General features: G+C 63.5%; 15 protein-coding genes, 1 tRNA gene and 1 pseudogene. 2 read left to right on the top strand and 15 right to left on the bottom strand.

From position 1 onward, the window contains the following. The 4 genes and pseudogenes from ACFOHJ_RS24795 to rpsL form a co-directional block, all read right to left on the bottom strand. Positions 1–63 (bottom strand): annotated as a pseudogene (locus tag ACFOHJ_RS24795) (GTP-binding protein); the annotation flags it as partial. Positions 64–129: 66 nt separating this feature from the next. Continuing rightward, on the bottom strand, positions 130–2,220 hold the full coding sequence (gene fusA, locus ACFOHJ_RS24790) for an elongation factor G (RefSeq protein WP_378225825.1): 2,091 nt from the start codon (positions 2,218–2,220) through the stop codon (positions 130–132). A 30-nt stretch (positions 2,221–2,250) separates the two neighbouring features. Next, positions 2,251–2,721, bottom strand: a complete 471-nt coding sequence (gene rpsG, locus ACFOHJ_RS24785; protein WP_378225823.1) for a 30S ribosomal protein S7 — start codon at positions 2,719–2,721, stop codon at positions 2,251–2,253. A gap of 12 nt (positions 2,722–2,733) precedes the next feature. Next, positions 2,734–3,105: a 30S ribosomal protein S12 gene (gene rpsL / locus ACFOHJ_RS24780; RefSeq protein ID WP_378225821.1), complete on the bottom strand. Its 372-nt coding sequence runs from the start codon at positions 3,103–3,105 to the stop codon at positions 2,734–2,736. A 441-nt stretch (positions 3,106–3,546) separates the two neighbouring features. On the opposite strand from rpsL, the gene ACFOHJ_RS24775 reads away from it, so the two are divergent. Together ACFOHJ_RS24775 and ACFOHJ_RS24770 are read left to right on the top strand one after the other, a co-directional pair. After that, positions 3,547–3,843, top strand: coding sequence for a transcriptional regulator (locus tag ACFOHJ_RS24775; protein WP_378225819.1), 297 nt, complete (start codon positions 3,547–3,549; stop codon positions 3,841–3,843). 19 nt (positions 3,844–3,862) lie between these two features. Then, the gene (locus ACFOHJ_RS24770; protein WP_378225817.1) at positions 3,863–4,813 is read left to right on the top strand and encodes a Gfo/Idh/MocA family protein; all 951 of its coding nucleotides are present in this window, start codon (positions 3,863–3,865) and stop codon (positions 4,811–4,813) included. Between the two features lie 87 nt (positions 4,814–4,900). On the opposite strand, the gene rpoC is transcribed toward ACFOHJ_RS24770, so the two are convergent. The 11 genes from rpoC to ACFOHJ_RS24715 form a co-directional block, all read right to left on the bottom strand. Continuing rightward, complete coding sequence (rpoC, locus tag ACFOHJ_RS24765; RefSeq protein ID WP_378225815.1) at positions 4,901–9,097, bottom strand: DNA-directed RNA polymerase subunit beta'; 4,197 nt, start codon at positions 9,095–9,097, stop codon at positions 4,901–4,903. A gap of 149 nt (positions 9,098–9,246) precedes the next feature. Beyond that, positions 9,247–13,386 carry a DNA-directed RNA polymerase subunit beta gene (rpoB, locus tag ACFOHJ_RS24760; RefSeq protein ID WP_378225813.1) on the bottom strand — a complete coding sequence of 1,380 codons (4,140 nt, stop codon included), beginning with the start codon at positions 13,384–13,386 and terminating at the stop codon, positions 9,247–9,249. A 198-nt stretch (positions 13,387–13,584) separates the two neighbouring features. Next, positions 13,585–13,962 carry a 50S ribosomal protein L7/L12 gene (gene rplL / locus ACFOHJ_RS24755; RefSeq protein WP_378225811.1) on the bottom strand — a complete coding sequence of 126 codons (378 nt, stop codon included), beginning with the start codon at positions 13,960–13,962 and terminating at the stop codon, positions 13,585–13,587. Between the two features lie 54 nt (positions 13,963–14,016). Further along, positions 14,017–14,535: a 50S ribosomal protein L10 gene (rplJ, locus tag ACFOHJ_RS24750; RefSeq protein WP_378225809.1), complete on the bottom strand. Its 519-nt coding sequence runs from the start codon at positions 14,533–14,535 to the stop codon at positions 14,017–14,019. 379 nt (positions 14,536–14,914) lie between these two features. Next, on the bottom strand, positions 14,915–15,613 hold the full coding sequence (rplA, locus tag ACFOHJ_RS24745) for a 50S ribosomal protein L1 (RefSeq protein ID WP_378225807.1): 699 nt from the start codon (positions 15,611–15,613) through the stop codon (positions 14,915–14,917). Positions 15,614–15,617: 4 nt separating this feature from the next. Then, positions 15,618–16,046, bottom strand: a complete 429-nt coding sequence (gene rplK, locus ACFOHJ_RS24740) for a 50S ribosomal protein L11 (RefSeq protein WP_378225806.1) — start codon at positions 16,044–16,046, stop codon at positions 15,618–15,620. A gap of 203 nt (positions 16,047–16,249) precedes the next feature. Beyond that, positions 16,250–16,789, bottom strand: coding sequence for a transcription termination/antitermination protein NusG (nusG, locus tag ACFOHJ_RS24735; protein ID WP_378225804.1), 540 nt, complete (start codon positions 16,787–16,789; stop codon positions 16,250–16,252). Between the two features lie 28 nt (positions 16,790–16,817). Further along, on the bottom strand, positions 16,818–17,021 hold the full coding sequence (gene secE / locus ACFOHJ_RS24730; protein WP_378225802.1) for a preprotein translocase subunit SecE: 204 nt from the start codon (positions 17,019–17,021) through the stop codon (positions 16,818–16,820). A 481-nt stretch (positions 17,022–17,502) separates the two neighbouring features. Continuing rightward, a tRNA-Trp gene (locus ACFOHJ_RS24725) sits at positions 17,503–17,578 on the bottom strand. Between the two features lie 106 nt (positions 17,579–17,684). Continuing rightward, positions 17,685–18,224 carry a putative glycolipid-binding domain-containing protein gene (locus tag ACFOHJ_RS24720; RefSeq protein WP_378225801.1) on the bottom strand — a complete coding sequence of 180 codons (540 nt, stop codon included), beginning with the start codon at positions 18,222–18,224 and terminating at the stop codon, positions 17,685–17,687. 95 nt (positions 18,225–18,319) lie between these two features. Continuing rightward, on the bottom strand, positions 18,320–18,509 hold a 190-nt coding region (locus ACFOHJ_RS24715), incomplete at its 5' end, for an EF-Tu C-terminal domain-related protein (RefSeq protein ID WP_449224167.1).

Raw genomic sequence — 18,509 nt, 5'->3', positions numbered from 1 at the left:
AACGTGACCAATCGTGCCGATGTTCACATGCGGCTTGTTACGCTCGAATTTGCTCTTTGCCATGTGAGGTCTCCATTCCTAGCGGCCGTTGAAGGCGATTGACTAAAATGCCGGTCCGACGTGCGGAACTCAGGCGTATTTCTTCTGCACTTCGGCGGCGACCGCGGTCGGCACCGGCTCGTAATGATCGAACTGCATCGTGTACTGGGCGCGGCCCTGGGACATCGAACGCAGGTTGTCCACGTACTTGAACATGTTGGCGAGCGGCACCATCGCGTTGATGACGACGGCCACGCCGCGCGCTTCCTGTCCCTGGATCTGGCCGCGACGGCCGTTCAGGTCACCGATGACGTTGCCGACGTAATCTTCCGGCGTCACCACCTCGACCTTCATGATCGGCTCGAGCAGCTGCACGCCAAGCTTCGGCGCAGCTTCACGGAAGCAAGCGCGGCCGGCGATTTCGAAGGCAAGAACCGAGGAGTCGACGTCGTGGAAGGCGCCGTCGATGAGCGTCGCCTTGACGCCGATCATCGGGAAGCCCGCGAACGGACCGGAGGTCATGACACTCTCGATGCCCTTCTGGACGCCGGGGATGTATTCCTTCGGCACCGCGCCGCCGACGATCTTGGACTCGAACTGGAACTCGGCGCTTTCCGGCTCCGGCTCGAACACGATCTTGACGCGGGCGAACTGGCCCGTGCCGCCGGTCTGCTTCTTGTGCGTGTAGTCCTGCTCGTGGGTCCGCGTGATCGTCTCGCGATACGCAACCTGCGGAGCGCCGATGTTGGCCTCGACCTTGAACTCGCGACGCATGCGATCCACCAGGATGTCGAGGTGGAGTTCGCCCATGCCGGCGATGATGGTCTGGCCGCTTTCCTCGTCGGTCTTGACGCGGAAGGACGGATCCTCGGCCGCCAGGCGATTGAGCGCGAGGCCCATCTTCTCCTGGTCGTTCTTGGTCTTCGGCTCGATCGCGATCTGGATGACCGGGTCGGGGAATTCCATGCGCTCGAGGATGACCGGCTTCAGCGGGTCGCACAGCGTGTCGCCCGTGGTGGTGTCCTTGAGGCCGGCCAGCGCGACGATGTCACCGGCGTAAGCCTCTTCGATATCCTCGCGGGAGTTCGAGTGCATCTGCAGCATGCGGCCGATGCGCTCCTTCTTGCCCTTGACGGTGTTGTCGAGCGACACGCCCTTCTTGAGCACGCCCGAGTAGATACGGGCGAAGGTGAGCGAACCGACGAAGGGGTCGTTCATGATCTTGAACGCCAGCATGGCCAGCGGCTCGTCATCCGACGACTTGCGGACGATTTCGGCTTCCGTCTTGGGATCGACGCCCTTGATGTCCGGAACTTCGTCCGGAGCCGGCAGGAAATCGATGACGGCGTCGAGAAGCGGCTGCACGCCCTTGTTCTTGAAGGCGGTGCCGCACAGGACCGGGTGGAACTTGACCGCGATCGTGCCCTTGCGGATCAGTTCGCGGATCTCGTCGTTGCTCGGCATGTTGCCTTCGAGATAGTTCTCGAGCGCCTGCTCGTCCATCTCGACGGCGGCCTCGATCATCTTCTCGCGGTATTCTTCGGCCTTCGCCTTCAGGTCGGCCGGGATCTCGAGCACGTCCCAATCGGCGCCGAGGTGCTCCTCGTGCCAGACCAAGGCCTTCATCTCGATCAGGTCGACGACGCCCTTGAACTCGTTCTCGGCGCCGATCGGCAGCTGCAGCGCAACCGGGATCGCCCCGAGGCGGGACTTGATCATGTCCAGGCAGCGGTAGAAGTCCGCGCCGATCTTGTCCATCTTGTTGCAGAAGATCATGCGCGGCACATGATACTTCTCGGCCTGGCGCCAGACCGTCTCGGTCTGCGGCTCGACACCGGCGTTGGAATCGAGCAGCGCGATGGCGCCGTCGAGAACGCGCAGCGAACGCTCGACCTCGATGGTGAAGTCGACGTGTCCGGGCGTGTCGATGATGTTGAAACGGTACTGCTTGCCGTTACGGCCCTTCCAGGAGGTCGTGGTCGCGGCGGACGTGATGGTGATGCCGCGTTCCTGCTCCTGCTCCATCCAGTCCATGGTCGAGGCGCCGTCATGCGTCTCGCCCATCTTGTGGTTCTTGCCCGTGTAATAGAGAATCCGCTCGGTCGTCGTCGTCTTGCCGGCGTCGATATGCGCCATGATGCCGAAGTTGCGGTATTCGTGGAGGGGGGTTTGGCGGGCCATGGTAGTGCCTCTTTCGTCTTTGTTCGCGCTTTACCAGCGATAGTGCGCGAAGGCGCGGTTGGCTTCAGCCATCTTGTGGGTGTCTTCACGCTTCTTGACGGCAGTGCCGCGGTTGTTGGCCGCGTCCATCAGCTCGCCGGAAAGGCGCTCGATCATGGTGGTCTCGTTGCGGTTGCGCGCAGCCGAAATCAGCCAGCGGATCGCCAGGGCCTGGCGACGCTCGGGGCGCACATCGACCGGAACCTGATAGGTGGCGCCGCCAACGCGACGCGAACGCACTTCGACGTGCGGGGCGACGTTGTCGAGCGCCTGATGGAAGACGGCGACCGGCTCCTGCTTGGTCTTGCCTTCGACCTGGTCGAGGGCGCCGTAGACGATGGTCTCGGCAACCGACTTCTTGCCGTCATACATGACGGCGTTCATGAACTTGGTGATCACCAGATCGCCGAACTTGGGATCCGGATTGATCTCACGCTTTTCTGCACTGTGACGACGGGACATGGTTTCTCAGCCTTACTTAGGACGCTTGGCGCCGTATTTGGAACGACGCTGCTTGCGGTTCTTCACGCCCTGGGTGTCGAGCACGCCGCGGATGATGTGATAGCGAACGCCCGGAAGGTCCTTGACGCGGCCGCCGCGGATCATGACCACCGAGTGCTCCTGGAGGTTGTGACCCTCGCCAGGAATGTAGCCGATCACCTCGAAGCCATTGGTCAGGCGAATCTTGGCGACCTTGCGCAGAGCGGAGTTCGGCTTCTTCGGCGTCGTGGTGTAAACGCGCGTGCAAACGCCCCGCTTCTGCGGGTTCTGCTGCATGGCCGGGACCTTGTTGCGCACGGCCGGCGCCTGGCGCGGCTTGCGGATCAGCTGGTTGACGGTAGGCATTAAATCCTCTTGTCTCTCAATTCCGTGTCTCGAACCCGGTCAGGGTGGCGGCAAAGGGCACTTCCATACGCGAATTCGGGCCACAAACCATGGATCATGGTCTTGCCCGAACAATTGGCAGAGGAAGCGCCAGGCGCTTCATGCAAGCCGGAAATGTCTTTTCGCTCGTAAAATGAACCCTGTTTGAGGCAAACTCCAAGGCGTGTCGCCTCGGACGAGCCAGCCTCACATCGGTTCTGACTGGCGGGCTTTTACTCACAACACCGCCAAGCGTCAAGCCCGACGTGTTAAATATTGCGCTCCGCCTGGCCTGCGGCGCCCGACGCTAATTTTCTTTCGCCGATTTTACGGCGCAGGAAAGATTGTGAACGCATTTGCCCTGTCTTCTGCTCCTCGCTTCGTGCGACAACCCCGCTTATCGCAACCAGACAGGCGAATCTCGTGACCACACCCGTCAACGACAACGAACCGGCTCCCTCCGTTACCCTGATCACCGGCCGCGTGCGCCGGGAAAAGGAAGGAAAAGCGAGGGGCGTCCACGTCATGCTGGTGGCGTCGGACGACGATTCGGCCGTGCGCCGTGCCTTGGAATCACTGGCGGCGCAAGGCTATGCCGAGGCGGAACTGGATCAGATCGGCGACATGGAAGGCGAGCCCGACGAGGAGCCTTACCTGTCGGCCTGGCAAGGCGCTCTCGAAGGGGAAGTGTCGATCGTCTTCTTCGACGAGTCGATTTGAGGGGGGAGAGAATCGCAACATGGCTGACACGAGACCGGAAACGGCAGGGCGACCGATCCGCATCGCCATCGTCGGCGTGGGCAAGATCGCCCGCGATCAGCATCTCCCTGCCCTCGCCGCCAACCCGGCCTATCGGCTGGTCGCGGCGGCCAGCCACAGCGGCCGCGTCGACGGCGTCCCCAATTTCGGGACCATCGAAGAGATGCTGGCGGCGATGCCGGAGATCGAGGCCGTATCGCTGTGCATGCCGCCGCAGGTCCGTTACGAGGCCGCCCGGGCCGCGATTGCGGCGAACAAGCACGTCTTCCTCGAAAAGCCGCCCGGCGCCACGGTCAGCGAGGTCGAGCACCTAAAGGCGCTGGCAACGCGCAAGGGCGTCAGCCTGTTCGCGAGCTGGCATTCCCGCTACGCGCCGGCGGTGGAAGCGGCGCGCACCTTCCTTGCCGGCACCCGCATCCGCTCCGCCGCCATCAACTGGAAGGAAGACGTGCGCCGCTGGCACCCGAACCAGGAATGGATCTGGCAGCCGGGCGGGCTCGGCGTCTTCGACCCCGGCATCAACGCGCTGTCGATCGCAACCCACATCCTGCCCGAGATGTTCATCACGCAGGCCACGCTCGATTTCCCGGCCAACCGCGATGCGCCGGTCGCCGCCCATATCCGGTTCCGCACCGCCGACGGAACGCCGATCGGCATGGAACTCGACTGGCTGCAAACCGGCCCGCAAAGCTGGGACGTCCTCGCCGACACGGACGCAGGCTCGATGGTTCTGTCGGGCGGCGGCGCCAGGCTCGCCATCGATGGCCGAACCGTCCATGAAGAACCGGAAGCGGAATATCCGATGCTTTACCGCCGCTTCGCCGAACTCGTCCGGACCGGCAAGTCCGACGTCGACCTCGCACCGCTGCGCCATGTCGCCGACGCATTCATGCTCGGCAAGCGGAGCACTGTGGCCGCCTTTTACGACTGACCGGCCATAGGCCGGGCATCACGGCCGGAAACGAAAAAAGCCGCCGGGTCGCCCCGGCGGCTTTCTGCTTTCCTATGGACGAACCGCTTATTCGGCGGCCGTCGTCATGTCCGTCAGCATCGGCTCGGCGATCTCCGCGCCGGCGGCCTTGCGGCGCTCGTCGATGATCAGTTCGTCGCGTGAGGTGGCGATGCGGCGAATCTGGCTCATCTGGCCGCCGGTGCCGGCCGGGATCAGGCGGCCGACGATGACGTTTTCCTTCAGGCCCTGCAGCATATCGGTCTTGCCGGCAACCGCCGCTTCCGTCAGCACCCTCGTCGTCTCCTGGAAGGAGGCGGCGGAGATGAAGGACGGCGTCTGCAGCGAAGCCTTGGTGATGCCGAGCAGCACCGGCTGGCCTTCGGCCGGCTTCTTGCCTTCCTCGACCAGGCGCTCGTTGATCTCGTCCAGTTCGATCACGTCGACATGGTCGCCCGGGATGTAGGTCGAGTCGCCCTGCGCGGTGATTTCCACCTTCTGCAGCATCTGGCGCACGATCACCTCGATGTGCTTGTCGTTGATCGACACGCCCTGCAACCGGTAGACTTCCTGGATCTCGTTCACGAGGTAGGAAGCCAGAGCCTCCACGCCCTTGATCGCCAGGATGTCGTGCGGCGCCGGGTTGCCGTCGAGGATGTAGTCGCCCTTCTCGATGACGTCGCCGTCCTGGAGATGGAACGGCTTGCCCTTCGGGATCAGGTACTCGACCGGCTCCAGCGTCGAGTCGTGCGGCTCGATCACGATGCGGCGCTTGTTCTTGTAGTCGCGGCCGAACCGAACCGTACCATCGATCTCGGCGATGATGGCGTGATCCTTCGGACGACGAGCCTCGAACAGTTCGGCCACGCGCGGCAGACCGCCGGTGATGTCCTTGGTCTTGGCGCTTTCCATCGGGATACGGGCCAGCACGTCGCCCGGACGAACCGAGGCGCCGGGCTCGACCGAGAGGATCGCCTCGACCGAGAGCTGGAAGCGGGCATCGCCGCCCTTCGCCAGCTTGGCCACCTTGCCCTTGGCATCATGGATGACGATCGCCGGCTTCAGGTCCGTGCCACGCGGCGTCGAGCGCCAGTCGATGACCTCGCGCTTGGTGATGCCGGTGGACTCGTCCGCCGTTTCCTGAACGGAAATGCCGTCGACCAGGTCCTCGAACTCCACCCTGCCCTCGAGCTCGGTGAGGATCGGGCGGGTATAGGGGTCCCACTCGGCGAGGCGCTGGCCGCGCTTCACCTTGTCGCCGTCGTCCACATAGATGCGTGAACCGTAGGTCAGGCGGTGCGAGGCGCGCTCCTTGCCGGCTTCGTCGAGGATCAGGACCGCCATGTTGCGGCCCATGACCACGAGGTGGCCATCGGAGTTGCGCACCACGTTGCGGTTGCGGATCTGGACGGTGCCTTCATACGAGGCTTCCAGGAACGAGCTGTCGACCACCTGCGCGGTGCCGCCCATGTGGAAGGTACGCATGGTGAGCTGGGTACCCGGCTCGCCGATCGACTGCGCCGCGATGACGCCGACGGCTTCGCCCTGGTTGACCGGGGTACCGCGAGCAAGGTCGCGTCCGTAGCAGACCGCGCAGACGCCGGTGCGGATGTCGCAGGTCAGCGCCGAGCGGATGCGCAGCGACTGCACGCCCGCCTTCTCGACCCGCTCCACGTCCTGCTCGTCCATCAGCGTTCCCGCCTTGACGAGGACCTCGCCCGAAACCGGGTGCAGGACATCGTCCAGCGCGGTACGGCCGAGCACCCGCTGGCCGAGCGACGCGACCACCTGGCCGGCGTCGACGATCGGCTGCATGGTCAGGCCGCGCGTGGTGCCGCAATCGACCGAGTTGACGATGCAGTCCTGCGCCACGTCGACCAGGCGGCGGGTCAGGTAGCCCGAGTTCGCCGTCTTCAGCGCTGTGTCGGCCAGGCCCTTGCGGGCGCCGTGGGTCGAGTTGAAATACTCGAGCACGGTAAGGCCTTCCTTGAAGTTCGAGATGATCGGCGTCTCGATGATTTCGCCCGAGGGCTTGGCCATCAGGCCGCGCATGCCGGCGAGCTGGCGCATCTGCGTGGGCGAGCCACGCGCACCGGAGTGCGACATCATGTAGATCGAGTTCATCGGCTTCTGGCGGCCGTTGTCCTCGAACTCCACGGCCTTGATGCGGGCCATCATCTGGTCGGCGACGCGCTCCGAGCACTTGGCCCAGGCGTCGACCACCTTGTTGTACTTCTCGCCCTGGGTGATCAGGCCGTCATTGTACTGCTGCTCGTATTCCTTGGCGAGCGCCTCGGTCTTGGAGACCTCGTCGTACTTGGAATCCGGGATCACCATGTCGTCCTTGCCGAACGAGATGCCGGCCCGGCAGGCATGAGCGAAGCCCAGCGCCATGATGCGGTCGCAGAAAATGACCGTCTCCTTCTGGCCGCAGTGGCGGTAGACGGTGTCGATCATCTTGGAGATGTTCTTCTTGGTCATCTCCTGGTTGGCGATGTCGAACGGCACGTCGACACTCTTCGGCAGAAGCTCGCCGATGATCATGCGGCCGGGCGTGGTCTCGTAGATTTTCGACACGACGTTGCCGTCGGCGTCGACGCCCTTGTAGCGGCCCTTGATCTTGGCGTGCAGCGTCACGGCCTTGGTTTCCAGCGCGTGCTGGAGCTCGCCCATGTCGGCGAACGCCATGCCCTCGCCCGGCTCGTTCTGGTTCATGATCGACAGGTAGTAGAGCCCGAGAACCATGTCCTGCGACGGCACGATGATCGGCGCGCCGGAAGCCGGGTGCAGGATGTTGTTGGTCGACATCATCAGCACGCGGGCTTCAAGCTGCGCTTCGAGCGACAGCGGCACGTGGACCGCCATCTGGTCGCCGTCGAAGTCGGCGTTGAAGGCGGTGCAGACCAGCGGGTGAAGCTGGATCGCCTTGCCCTCGATCAGGGTCGGCTCGAACGCCTGGATACCCAGGCGGTGCAGCGTCGGCGCGCGGTTGAGCAGCACCGGATGCTCGCGGATCACCTCGTCGAGGATATCCCAGACCTCCGGGCGCTCCTTCTCGACCAGCTTCTTCGCCTGCTTGACGGTGGACGAATAGCCCTTGGCGTCGAGCCGCGCATAGATGAACGGCTTGAACAGTTCGAGCGCCATCTTCTTCGGCAGGCCGCACTGGTGCAGCTTGAGCTCCGGACCGGTCACGATGACCGAGCGGCCGGAATAGTCGACGCGCTTGCCGAGCAGGTTCTGGCGGAAGCGGCCCTGCTTGCCCTTGAGCATGTCCGAGAGCGACTTCAGCGGACGCTTGTTGGCGCCGGTGATGACGCGGCCGCGGCGGCCGTTGTCGAACAGCGCGTCGACGGCTTCCTGCAGCATGCGCTTTTCGTTGCGCACGATGATGCCGGGCGCGCGAAGCTCGATCAGGCGCTTCAGGCGGTTGTTGCGGTTGATGACGCGGCGATAGAGGTCGTTCAGGTCCGACGTAGCGAAGCGGCCGCCGTCCAGCGGCACCAGCGGACGCAGGTCCGGCGGAATGACCGGGACGACCTTCATGATCATCCATTCCGGGCGGTTGCCGGATTCCATGAAGTTCTCGACCACCTTGAGGCGCTTGAGGAACTTCTTCTGCTTCAGCTCGGACGTGGTCGAAGCGAGTTCCGTGCGCAGGTCGCCCGCGATCTTCTCCAGGTCCATGCCGGCCAGGAGGTCATGGATGGCCTCAGCGCCGATCATGGCGGTGAAGCTGTCCTCGCCGTACTCGTCGACGGCCAGCATGTACTCTTCTTCGGAGAGAAGCTGGTTTTCCTTGAGCGCGGTCAGGCCCGGCTCGGTCACGATGTAGTTCTCGAAATAGAGAACGCGCTCGATGTCCTTGAGCGTCATGTCGAGCAGCGTGCCGATGCGCGAGGGCAGCGACTTCAGGAACCAGATATGGGCGACCGGGGCCGCCAGTTCGATGTGGCCCATGCGCTCGCGGCGAACGCGCGACAGCGTGACTTCGACGCCGCACTTCTCGCAGATGACGCCCTTGTACTTCATGCGCTTGTACTTGCCGCACAGGCACTCGTAGTCCTTGATCGGCCCGAAGATGCGCGCGCAGAACAGGCCGTCACGCTCCGGCTTGAACGTGCGGTAGTTGATCGTCTCCGGCTTCTTGATCTCGCCGAACGACCAGGACAGGATCTTTTCAGGGCTGGCCAGCGAAATCCGGATGGAATCGAACACCTGGGCCGGCACCTGCGCGTTGAAGAGATTCATGACCTCTTGGTTCATGCCATTCTCCTTTACGGGGTCCTCGAAACCCCCATTCCATTTGAGCGGGACATGGCCCGCGAGAACCGGCCGAGGCCGGCAGAGTTCGTCGTGGCACGATCGAAGACCGTGCCCGCGCGGCCGCTAGGTGCGGCCGCGCCATGGCGCCGTCATTCGGCGGCGTCGGGCAGTTGCGTCGGGGCGATGTCGTCGTGCCGGGTGTTTTCCAGCTCGACGTTGAGACCCAGCGAACGCATTTCCTTGACGAGAACGTTGAAGCTCTCGGGAATGCCTGCCTCGAAGGTGTCGTCGCCACGCACGATCGCCTCGTAGACCTTGGTACGGCCGGCGACGTCGTCCGACTTCACCGTCAGCATCTCCTGCAGCGTGTAGGCCGCGCCATAAGCCTCGAGCGCCCACACCTCCATTTCGCCGAAGCGCTGGCCACCGAACTGCGCCTTGCCGCCCAGCGGCTGCTGGGTGACGAGCGAGTACGGACCGATCGAACGCGCGTGGATCTTGTCGTCCACCAGGTGGTGAAGCTTGAGCATGTAGATGTAGCCCATCGTCACCTTGCGGTCGAACGGCTCGCCGGTGCGGCCGTCATAGAGCTGCGACTGGCCGGACGGGTTGAGCCCCGCCTGTTCCAGCATCTTGTTGATGTCGGCCTCGCGCGCACCGTCGAACACCGGGGTCGCGATGGAGACGCCGCGCCGCATCTGCTCGCCGAGGCGAAGGACGGAATCGTCGTCATAGTCGCGGATCGGCTCGTTGCGGTCGTTGTCCGGCATGAAGCTTTCGATCGTCTCGCGCAGCGGCTTGATGTCGCCGCCCGCCTTGTAGGCGTCGATCAGCTCGCCGACCTTCTTGCCCATGCCCGAGCAGGCCCAGCCCAGATGCGTCTCCAGGATCTGGCCGACGTTCATGCGGCTCGGCACGCCGAGCGGGTTGAGCACGATGTCGGCGTGGGTGCCGTCCTCGAGGAACGGCATGTCCTCCACCGGCAGGATGCGCGAAACCACGCCCTTGTTGCCGTGGCGGCCGGCCATCTTGTCACCGGGCTGCATCTTGCGCTTCACCGCGACGAAGACCTTGACCATCTTCATCACGCCCGGAGGCATTTCGTCGCCGCGCTGCACCTTCTCGACCTTGTCCATGAAGCGCTGTTCCAGCGCCTTCTTGGAGTCGTCGTACTGGCCGCGCAGTGCTTCCAGTTCGCCCTGGAGCTTCTCGTCCTCCACGGCAAACTGCCACCACTGCGAACGCGGATAGTCGCCGAGCGTCTCGCGGGCGAGCGTCGTGCCCTTCTTGAAGCCCTTCGGCCCGGCAATCGCCTCCTTGCCCACCAGCGTATCGGCCAGGCGCGCATAGACGTTGCGGTCGAGGATCGCCTGCTCGTCGTCGCGGTCCTTGGCCAGGCGCTCGATCTCCTCGCGCTCGATGGCCATGGCGCGCTCGTCCTTCTCCACGCCGTGGCGGTTGAAGACGCGCACCTCGACGATGGTGCCGTAGGTTCCCGGCGGCATGCGCATGGAGGTGTCGCGAACGTCCGACGCCTTCTCGCCGAAGATGGCGCGCAGCAGCTTTTCTTCCGGCGTCATCGGGCTTTCGCCCTTCGGCGTGATCTTGCCGACGAGGATGTCGCCCGGCTGCACTTCCGCGCCGATATAAACGATGCCGGCTTCGTCGAGGTTCTTCAGCGCTTCTTCCGAGACGTTCGGAATGTCGCGCGTGATCTCCTCCGGCCCGAGCTTGGTGTCGCGCGCCATGACCTCGAACTCCTCGATATGGATCGAGGTGAAGACGTCGTCGGCGACGATCCGCTCGGAGAGCAGGATGGAGTCCTCGTAGTTGTAGCCATTCCACGGCATGAACGCGACGAGCACGTTGCGGCCGAGCGCCAGGTCGCCGAGGTCGGTCGACGGACCGTCGGCGATGATGTCGCCCTTGTTGACGTGGTCGCCGACTTTCACCAGCGGACGCTGGTTGATGCAGGTCGACTGGTTGGAGCGCTGGAACTTCATCAGCCGGTAGATATCGACGCCGGACTTGCCGGGATCGAGGTCTTCCGTGGCGCGGATGACGATACGGGTCGCGTCGACCTGGTCGACCACGCCGCCGCGGCGCGCGCCGATGGCAGCCCCGGAGTCACGGGCGACGATCGGCTCCATGCCGGTGCCGACGAACGGCGCCTCGGCGCGCACCAGCGGCACGGCCTGACGCTGCATGTTCGAGCCCATTAGGGCGCGGTTGGCGTCGTCGTTTTCCAGGAACGGGATCAGCGCCGCAGCCACCGACACCATCTGCTTGGGCGAAACGTCCATCAGGTCGATGTTTTCGCGCGGCGCCATCATCACCTCGCCGGCGCTGCGGCAGATGACGAATTCGTCGACGAAACGCCCGTCCTTGTCGAGCTCGGCGTTGGCCTGCGCCACGTGGTGCTTGGCCTCTTCCATCGCCGACAGGTAGACGACCTCGTTGGTCAGCTTGCCGTCCACGATCTTACGGTACGGGCTTTCGATGAAGCCGTACTTGTTGACGCGCGCGAAGGTGGCCAGCGAGTTGATCAGGCCGATATTCGGGCCTTCCGGCGTCTCGATCGGGCAGATGCGGCCATAGTGGGTCGGGTGCACGTCGCGGACTTCGAAGCCGGCGCGCTCACGGGTAAGACCGCCCGGTCCAAGGGCCGACAGGCGGCGCTTGTGGGTGATCTCCGACAGTGGGTTGGTCTGGTCCATGAACTGCGAAAGCTGCGAGGAACCGAAGAACTCGCGCACGGCGGCGGCCGCCGGCTTGGCGTTGATCAGGTCCTGCGGCATCACCGTGTCGATCTCGATCGAGGACATGCGTTCCTTGATCGCGCGCTCCATGCGCAGCAGGCCGACGCGGTACTGGTTCTCCATCAACTCGCCGACCGAGCGCACGCGGCGGTTGCCGAGATTGTCGATGTCGTCGATCTCGCCCTTGCCGTCGCGAAGTTCGACCAGCGTCTTGACCACGGCCAGGATGTCGTCCTTGCGCAGCACGCGCACGGTGTCCGGGCAGTCGAGCTCGAGGCGCATGTTCATCTTGACGCGGCCAACGGCCGACAGGTCGTAGCGCTCGGCATCGAAGAACAGCGAGTTGAACATCGCCTCGGCGGTGTCCATCGTCGGCGGCTCGCCGGGGCGCATGACGCGGTAGATGTCGAACAGCGCGTCCTGCCGGCTCTCGTTCTTGTCGACGGCCAGCGTGTTGCGGATATAGGCGCCGACATTGACGTGGTCGATGTCGAGGATCTGGATTTCCTTTTCGCCGGTCTCCAGCAGCACCTTCAGGGTCTTGTCGTCGATCTCGTCGCCGGCCTCGAGGAAAATCTCGCCGGTCGAGTAATTGACGATGTCCTCGGCAAGGTAATTGCCGAGCAGGTCCTCGTCGGTCGCCTTGATCGCCTTCAGGCCCTTCTCGGCAAGCTGCCGCGCCTGGCGCGCGGTGATCTTCTTGCCGGCCTCGACCACGATCTCGCCGGTGTCGGCGTCGATCAGGTCGCCCACGGCCTTGAGGCCGCGGAAGCGCTCGACGTTGAAGGGGATGCGCCAATGATCGTCGGCGCGCTCATAGGTGATCTTGTTGTAGAAGGTCGACAGGATTTCTTCCGAATCCATGCCGAGCGCCATCAGCAGCGACGTCACCGGAATCTTGCGGCGACGGTCGATGCGGGCGTGCACGACGTCCTTGGAATCGAACTCGATGTCGAGCCACGAGCCGCGATAGGGAATGACGCGGGCGGCAAACAGGAGCTTGCCCGACGAGTGCGACTTGCCCTTGTCGTGGTCGAAGAACACGCCCGGCGAACGGTGCATCTGCGAAACGATGACGCGCTCGGTGCCGTTGACGATGAAGGTGCCGTTGAGCGTCATCAGGGGCATGTCGCCCATGTAGACGTCCTGCTCCTTGATATCCTTGATCGACTTGGCCTGGGTGTCCTCGTCGATATCGAACACGATCAGGCGCAGCGTCACCTTCAGCGGCGCCGCATAGGTGAGGTCGCGCTGGCGGCATTCGTCGACGTCGAACTTCGGCGCCTCGAATTCGTACTTGACGAATTCGAGCATCGAAGCGCCGGAAAAATCGGAAATCGGGAACACCGACTTGAAAACGGCCTGCAGGCCCTCGTCGGGGCGGCCGCCGACCGGCTCGTCCACCATCAGGAACTGGTCGTAGGAGGCCTTCTGAACCTCGATCAGGTTCGGCATCTCCGCCACTTCCGGAATCTTCCCGAAGAACTTCCTAACGCGTCTGCGGCCATTGAAAGTCTGTGTCTGGGCCATCATCGCTCCTTAGCTACCATCTCGGGGCAACCCCGCTGCGGGTTGCCCTGCCTCGCCGCGGCGCTGGCCGCGGCCCGTCCAGAACGGGAGAAAACCCGTTTCCGGAAAGCCGCCTGCGGCCTTCGGGAAAGAGGTTTCCATCAGGTTTCCCGCCATGGGAAGGGCGGACGGCGCAAGGCCGCCCGCCGCAACCACGGATTACTTCAGTTCGACCTTGGCGCCGGCTGCTTCGAGCTGGGCCTTGATCTTCTCGGCGTCGGCCTTGGCAACGCCTTCCTTGACCGGCTTCGGAGCCGCTTCGACCAGGTCCTTGGCTTCCTTCAGGCCAAGACCGGTGATGGCGCGGACTTCCTTGATGACGTTGATCTTCTGGGCGCCGGCGTCGGCGAGAACGACGTCGAATTCGGTCTTCTCTTCGGCAGCGGCGGCCGGGGCAGCGCCACCGGCAGCGGCGGCAACGGCGACCGGAGCGGCGGCGGAGACGCCCCACTTCTCTTCCAGCAGCTTCGAGAGTTCAGCGGCTTCCAGAACGGTCAGCGCCGAGAGGTCGTCTACGATCTTTGCAAGATCAGCCATGTTTGTATTCCTTCGTAAGGTTCGAACGTGTGTTTTTGATGGTGAGGAACGGCCTCATGCCGCCTCGTCCTTCCGGGCATAGGCGCCGATGACGCGTGCGAGCGAACCCGCCGGTGCATTGACGACCTGGGCGATCCGGGTTGCCGGGGTGGCGATCATGCCAACCAGCTTGGCGCGCAGCTCGTCCAGCGACGGGAGCGTGGCGAGAGCCTTCACACCGTCTGCGTCGAGCGAAGTCGAGCCCATTGCGCCGCCGAGAATGATGAGTTTCTCATTCCCCTTGGCGAATTCGGCTGCGATCTTCGGCGCCGTGACCGGATCTTCCGAATAAGCGATCAGCGTCTGGCCCTTGAAGAGGCCGCCGATGCTATCGGATTCCGTGCCCTGAAGAGCGATCTTGGCGAGGCGGTTCTTCGCGACTTTGACGGTGCCGCCGGCCTGACGCATCTTCGTGCGAAGATCGTTCATTTGCGCGACGGTGATACCGGCGTAGTGGGCCACGACCACTGATCCGGCGCCCTTGAAGGCGTCGTTCAGGCTCGTGACGAGTTCGCGTTTTTCCGCTCTGTCCACTGCCTATCTCCAGTTGACCCCTGCCCTCGATAGGAGAACAGGCGTCGGTTGCCTTTTGCCGCACGGACCACCCGGAAATTCCGGATCGCCCGAACGACGCTCGAGGATCCTGTCCCCTTTCGCCACACCGCCCCGAAGAACGGCGCGCAGACAAAAGGCAATCACGGTTCGAACCTTTCATCGGGGCGACAAGCCCCTTTGTCCGGTCTTCACCCGTCTCATGCAGGCCCTGCATCGAATTAAGGCCCGATGGTCTGGACCGCCTGCAATCTCGGACAGGATGCCGAAAGCCTTTCGGCCCCCGGCATCCGGACCCCTAAACGGCGGGGTCCGGAATTCTTTGCCGGATCGGCGCCAGACGCCGGTCCGGATAAACCACTCAGGACGTGGCGAGGCTTGCGACGTCCAGCTTGAGGCCCGGGCCCATCGTCGAGGAGACCGAGACCTTCTTGACGTAGTTGCCCTTGGCGCCGGTCGGCTTGGCCTTGGTCACCGCATCGGCGAAGGCGCGGACGTTTTCTTCCAGCGCCTTGACGTCGAACGAAACCTTGCCCACGCCGGCGTGCACGATGCCCGCCTTTTCGACGCGGAACTCGACCGCGCCGCCCTTGGAGGCCTTGACCGCGCCGGCAACGTCGACGGTGACGGTACCGACCTTCGGGTTCGGCATCATGCCGCGCGGGCCGAGCACCTTACCGAGACGGCCGACCAGCGGCATCATGTCCGGGGTGGCGATGCAGCGGTCGAAGTTGATCTCGCCCTTCTGCACGGTCTCGACCAGATCCTCGGCGCCGACGATATCGGCACCGGCGGCCTTGGCCTCGTCCGCCTTGTCGCCACGGGCGAACACGGCGACACGCACGGTGCGGCCGGTGCCGTTCGGCAGGTTGACCACGCCGCGAACCATCTGGTCGGCATGGCGCGGATCGACGCCGAGATTCATCGCGACTTCGATGGTCTCGTCGAACTTAACCTTCGAGCGGTCCTTGAGCAGCTTCAGCGCCTCGTCGAGGGCATAAGCCTTGTTCGGATCGATGCCCTCGCGGGACTTGGCGATACGCTTTGCAATCTTTGCCATGATATCAGCCCACCACTTCCAGGCCCATCGACCGGGCGGAGCCTTCGATCATGCGCATGGCCATTTCCACGTCGTTGGCGTTGAGGTCCTTCATCTTCGCCTCGGCGATCTCGCGCACCTTTTCGCGCGAAACGGTGCCGGCCTTGGTCTTGCCCGGCTCCTTCGAGCCCGACTTCAGGTTGGCGGCCTTCTTCAGGAAGTAGGTCACCGGCGGCGTCTTCATCGCGAAGGTGAACGACTTGTCCTGATAGTAGGTGATGACGACGGGGATGGGCGAACCCTTCTCCATCTCCTGGCTCTGCGCGTTGAACGCCTTGCAGAATTCCATGATGTTGATGCCACGCTGACCAAGCGCCGGTCCGATCGGCGGCGACGGCGTCGCCGAACCCGCTGGAACCTGCAGCTTGAGCTGGCCTGCAATTTTCTTAGCCATTTCTCTTTCTGCTTTCTTTCATGCCGGACCGTCCTTCGGGACAGCCGGCGGTTGCAGTCTGGTGGTTCGGTCCACTTGGCCGGCTAAAGCCAAATTCGCCTTCCACCGCTTAGTTCGGGCACCGGAGCCTGAAAGCCTCCCGATACCCGGGCCGCGCGATTTCCCGCACTGCCCACCCTCGCCTCGCGGCGAAGGCCTTCCGGTCAGCCCTTCTCGACCTGACCGAATTCCAGGTCGACCGGCACGGCGCGCCCGAAGATCGACACTTCCACCTTGAGCCGCGCGCGCTCCTCATCCACTTCCTGCACGAAGCCGTTGAACGAAGCGAACGGACCGTCGGAAACGCGGATCGCCTCGCCGACCTCGAACGTCACCGAAGGCTTCGGCCGCTCGACGCCCTCCTGCACCTGGTGCAGGATGCGCTCGGCTTCCTTGTCGGTGATGTGCATCGGCTTGGACGTATGCTTGTCCTCGCCCAGGAAGCCGGTGACGCGCGGCGTGTTCTTGACCAGGCTGATGACCGAATCGTTCAGCTCGGCCTTCATCAGTACGTAGCCGGGGAAGAACTTGCGCTCGGCGTCCACCTTCTTGCCGCGACGGACCTCGACCACCTTCTCGGTCGGCACCACGACCTGCTCGATACGCCCGGAAAGGCCCTTCTGCTCGGCCTTCTTCAGAATGTCCTCGGCGACCTTTTTTTCAAAGTTCGAATAGGCGTGGACGATGTACCAGCGCGCGGTCATTTCAAAGATGTCTCCGTAATCGCCGGACTTACCGCCCAAGCCCAAGAATGGTTCCGACAGCAAAGCTCATGATCATGTCGGCGCTGAAGAAGAAAGCCATCGTGAGAACGGCGAAGGCCAGCACCATGATCGTCGAGATCACCGTCTCGCGCCGCGAAGGCCAGGTGACCTTGGCCGTCTCCGCACGGACCTGCTGCAGAAAAACAAAAGGATTATTGGTTTTCGACGCCATATGCCGCTCTGTTTTCAAGATCCGTTGACCGGATCTCCTGGATGCTCCCGCAGGCCGGGAATTCTTTCGACTTGCCTGATCCGGGCGAAGCGAAAGGCCCGCTTCCGGCCTGGAACGCTGGCGCCGGATCGATTCCCATCGGAATCACCCTGCTGCCATGCAAATCAGACGCGTAAAGCCAGTTTCCCAGCTCCACGCGTCGCGTGTCTGTTCTAGTCTACATAAAACCGATTCTTAATCCACGCAAGTGGCAAGCGCCCGCTTTATGCCCAAGCGCCGCATCGGAACCATCCAGTCGTTCCGTCCCGGCTATGGTGCCCTTATGCCTCAACATGCCCGATATAGCAAGCCACGGCCCCTTTTTCAAACCGGGAGGCCGGTTTCAGGGCAAAAAGCAGAAAAGAGGCAGATGGAGATGAGGTCGCCCGCTATCCCCGAAACGCCGATCAAGGCAATCGGCTAGAATGGATTTTCCGGGAACTGGCAGGGGCAGCAGGGCTCGAACCCGCGACCTGCGGTTTTGGAGACCGCCGCTCTACCAACTGAGCTATACCCCTAGGTTGGCCGCATCCCGATGCGACAGCCGCTTCCTAGTGAGTCGGACGAGTTCTGTAAAGAGAGAAAGCGCATGCCAGGCCGGGCAGGAAAGCCGGATTGCGCCCGTCAGGCCAGACGCCTGAACAGGCCGGGATAATCCATAACGAAGCCGCTCGCATCGAATGCAAGTTCGGCCCGGAAATCGCTGTCCAGCGATTCGTAGAGATAGCGCCGGCCCTCCTCCAGGCAGGTGTAGCGCTGGCCATCGGCAAACAAATCGAGAGCGGGCAGTTCGACATAGGCGGTTCGGATTTCGGCACTCTCGCCCTTCCGCAGACGCAGCCGCCTGACGGGAAAGCTGTTCGTCAGCGGAGTGGCTGAAATATCAGGCTCCAACGCTCCCGCCAGGTGCGCAACCCGCTGGCCATCCCTATTCCAGTTTCCCCGCCCGTCACTCTGCAGCAGCACCGAAGGGCCGCCGCTCACCGCGACCTCGACGCGCCTGACCAGCCAGTCCTCATCCGCCACGATGCGAAAGGTGGCACCGAACATGGCCGGATCGGAGGCGATCACGATGGCATCGGCCGTGAACCGGCCGTTTTCATCACCCAGCTCGACATGCTGCAACCCATGCCCCGTCCATTCAACCCAGCGAAGCATCGTCATGGCGCGATCTTTCGTGACTCGGAAGACAGGCATACAGCCATGAAAAAGGGGCGACCCGAAGGCCGCCCCCTTGTTCCTGCCGATGAAACGGCCAGTTACTCTTTGATGGATGCGACGATACCGGCGCCGACGGTGCGGCCGCCTTCACGGATGGCGAAGCGCAGCTTCTCCTCCATGGCGATCGGCACGATCAGTTCCACGTCGACCGTGATGTTGTCGCCAGGCATCACCATCTCGGTGCCTTCCGGCAGCGTCACCACGCCCGTCACGTCCGTCGTGCGGAAG

Source organism: Aquamicrobium soli, assembly GCF_042646345.1.
Classification (GTDB): Bacteria; Pseudomonadota; Alphaproteobacteria; order Rhizobiales; family Rhizobiaceae; genus Mesorhizobium; species Mesorhizobium soli_A.
This window is presented reverse-complemented; position numbering and strand designations above follow the sequence as displayed.

Coding starts and splice junctions, on each gene's coding strand:
- fusA (WP_378225825.1), bottom strand. CDS start 2,220: ATGGCCCGCCAAACCCCCCTCCACGAATACCGCAACTTCGGCATCATG.
- rpsL (WP_378225821.1), bottom strand. CDS start 3,105: ATGCCTACCGTCAACCAGCTGATCCGCAAGCCGCGCCAGGCGCCGGCC.
- rpoC (WP_378225815.1), bottom strand. CDS start 9,097: ATGAACCAAGAGGTCATGAATCTCTTCAACGCGCAGGTGCCGGCCCAG.
- ACFOHJ_RS24720 (WP_378225801.1), bottom strand. CDS start 18,224: ATGACGATGCTTCGCTGGGTTGAATGGACGGGGCATGGGTTGCAGCAT.
- rpsG (WP_378225823.1), bottom strand. CDS start 2,721: ATGTCCCGTCGTCACAGTGCAGAAAAGCGTGAGATCAATCCGGATCCC.
- rplK (WP_378225806.1), bottom strand. CDS start 16,046: ATGGCTAAGAAAATTGCAGGCCAGCTCAAGCTGCAGGTTCCAGCGGGT.
- rplL (WP_378225811.1), bottom strand. CDS start 13,962: ATGGCTGATCTTGCAAAGATCGTAGACGACCTCTCGGCGCTGACCGTT.
- rpoB (WP_378225813.1), bottom strand. CDS start 13,386: ATGGCCCAGACACAGACTTTCAATGGCCGCAGACGCGTTAGGAAGTTC.
- secE (WP_378225802.1), bottom strand. CDS start 17,021: ATGGCGTCGAAAACCAATAATCCTTTTGTTTTTCTGCAGCAGGTCCGT.
- nusG (WP_378225804.1), bottom strand. CDS start 16,789: ATGACCGCGCGCTGGTACATCGTCCACGCCTATTCGAACTTTGAAAAA.
- rplA (WP_378225807.1), bottom strand. CDS start 15,613: ATGGCAAAGATTGCAAAGCGTATCGCCAAGTCCCGCGAGGGCATCGAT.
- ACFOHJ_RS24770 (WP_378225817.1), top strand. CDS start 3,863: ATGGCTGACACGAGACCGGAAACGGCAGGGCGACCGATCCGCATCGCC.